The sequence below is a fragment of the Mesorhizobium sp. NPDC059025 genome (assembly GCF_042739655.1).
Classification (GTDB): Bacteria; Pseudomonadota; Alphaproteobacteria; order Rhizobiales; family Rhizobiaceae; genus Mesorhizobium.
Genome location: NZ_JBHYIM010000029.1, coordinates 1 through 2500, shown reverse-complemented (window position 1 = coordinate 2500; position 2500 = coordinate 1). Strand labels below are relative to the sequence as shown.

Below are 2500 nucleotides of genomic sequence, written 5' to 3'. Positions count from 1 at the left end.
AGGCCAGTGGCTTTTGTGAGATAAGTGGAACCTTCTGGAAAGTAGGGCCATAGTGGGTGATAGCCCCGTACACGTAATGCGAACAAAAGTCCTTGAGTAAGGCGGGACACGTGAAATCCTGTCTGAACATGGGGAGACCACTCTCCAAGCCTAAGTACTCGTGCATGACCGATAGCGAACTAGTACCGTGAGGGAAAGGTGAAAAGCACCCCGACAAGGGGAGTGAAAGAGTACCTGAAACCGATTGCCTACAAACAGATGGAGCCCGCAAGGGTGACATCGTACCTTTTGTATAATGGGTCAGCGACTTAGTGTGTCGAGCAAGCTTAAGCCGGTAGGTGTAGGCGCAGCGAAAGCGAGTCTGAACAGGGCGTTCAGTTCGACGCATTAGACCCGAAACCGAGTGATCTAGCCATGAGCAGGTTGAAGGTAGGGTAACACCTACTGGAGGACCGAACCCATAACTGTTGCAATAGTTCGGGATGACTTGTGGCTAGGGGTGAAAGGCCAATCAAACTCGGAAATAGCTGGTTCTCCGCGAAATCTATTTAGGTAGAGCGTCGACCGAATACCCTGGGGGGTAAAGCACTGCATGGGCTAGGGGTCCTCACCGGATTACCAAACCTAAGCAAACTCTGAATACCCAGGAGTACTAGTCGGCAGACACACGGCGGGTGCTAACGTCCGTCGTGAAAAGGGAAACAACCCTGACCTACAGCTAAGGTCCCCAAGTTATGGCTAAGTGGGAAAGGATGTGAGGATCCCAAAACAACCAGGATGTTGGCTTAGAAGCAGCCATCATTTAAAGAAAGCGTAACAGCTCACTGGTCTAAATAAGGGTCTTTGCGCCGAAAATGTAACGGGGCTAAAGCCATACACCGAAGCTTAGGGTTCGCAGTAATGCGAGCGGTAGCGGAGCGTTCTGTAAGCCAGTGAAGCCGTACCCGTGAGGGACGGTGGAGGTATCAGAAGTGCGAATGCTGACATGAGTAACGTAAGGGGAGTGAGAGACTCCCCCGCCGAAAGACCAAGGGTTCCTGCTTAAAGTTAATCTGAGCAGGGTTAGCCGGCCCCTAAGACGAGGCGGAAACGCGTAGTCGATGGGAACCACGTTAATATTCGTGGGCCTGTGGGTAGTGACGGATTGCACAAGTTGTCCAACCTTATCGGATTGGAAGGGCAGCGGAGCGGTTCCAGGAAATAGCTCCCACTTATAGACCGTACCCGAAACCGACACTGGTGGTCAGGTAGAGTATACCAAGGCGCTTGAGAGAACTATGCTGAAGGAACTCGGCAAATTGCACGCGTAACTTCGGAAGAAGCGTGACCCTTCTATGCGCAAGCATGGGAGGGTGGCACAGACCAGGGGGTAGCGACTGTTTATCAAAAACACAGGGCTCTGCGAAGCCGCAAGGCGACGTATAGGGTCTGACGCCTGCCCGGTGCTGGAAGGTTAAGAGGAGGGGTGCAAGCTCTGAATCGAAGCCCCAGTAAACGGCGGCCGTAACTATAACGGTCCTAAGGTAGCGAAATTCCTTGTCGGGTAAGTTCCGACCTGCACGAATGGCGTAACGACTTCCCCGCTGTCTCCAGCATAGACTCAGTGAAATTGAATTCCCCGTGAAGATGCGGGGTTCCTGCGGTTAGACGGAAAGACCCCGTGCACCTTTACTATAGCTTTACATTGGCATTCGTAGTGACATGTGTAGGATAGGTGGTAGGCTTTGAAGCCGAGGCGCCAGCCTTGGTGGAGCCACCCTTGAAATACCACCCTTATTACTATGGATGTCTAACCGCGGCCCGTTATCCGGGTCCGGGACAATGTATGGTGGGTAGTTTGACTGGGGCGGTCGCCTCCTAAAGAGTAACGGAGGCGCGCGATGGTGGGCTCAGAACGGTCGGAAATCGTTCGCTGAGTGCAATGGCATAAGCCTGCCTGACTGCGAGACTGACAAGTCGAGCAGAGACGAAAGTCGGTCATAGTGATCCGGTGGTCCCGTGTGGAAGGGCCATCGCTCAACGGATAAAAGGTACGCCGGGGATAACAGGCTGATGACCCCCAAGAGTCCATATCGACGGGGTTGTTTGGCACCTCGATGTCGACTCATCGCATCCTGGGGCTGGAGCAGGTCCCAAGGGTATGGCTGTTCGCCATTTAAAGCGGTACGTGAGTTGGGTTCAGAACGTCGTGAGACAGTTCGGTCCCTATCTGCCGTGGGTGTAGGAATATTGAAAGGATCTGTCCCTAGTACGAGAGGACCGGGATGGACGTATCTCTGGTGGACCTGTTGTGGCGCCAGCCGCATAGCAGGGTAGCTATATACGGACGGGATAACCGCTGAAGGCATCTAAGCGGGAAACCCACCTTGAAACGAGTATTCCCTGAGAACCGTGGAAGACGACCACGTTGATAGGCCGGGTGTGGAAGAGCGGCAACGCTTGAAGCTTACCGGTACTAATAGTTCGATCGGCTTGATCGTTCTCATTCCTTATGTCCATC

Annotated in this window: 1 rRNA gene (cut by a window edge); it reads left to right on the top strand. The window is 53.4% G+C overall.

The features are described from left to right. A 23S ribosomal RNA gene (locus ACFWYE_RS30900) occupies nucleotides 1-2480 on the top strand (it extends 318 nt beyond the left edge of the window). Nucleotides 2481-2500 lie beyond the last annotated feature (20 nt).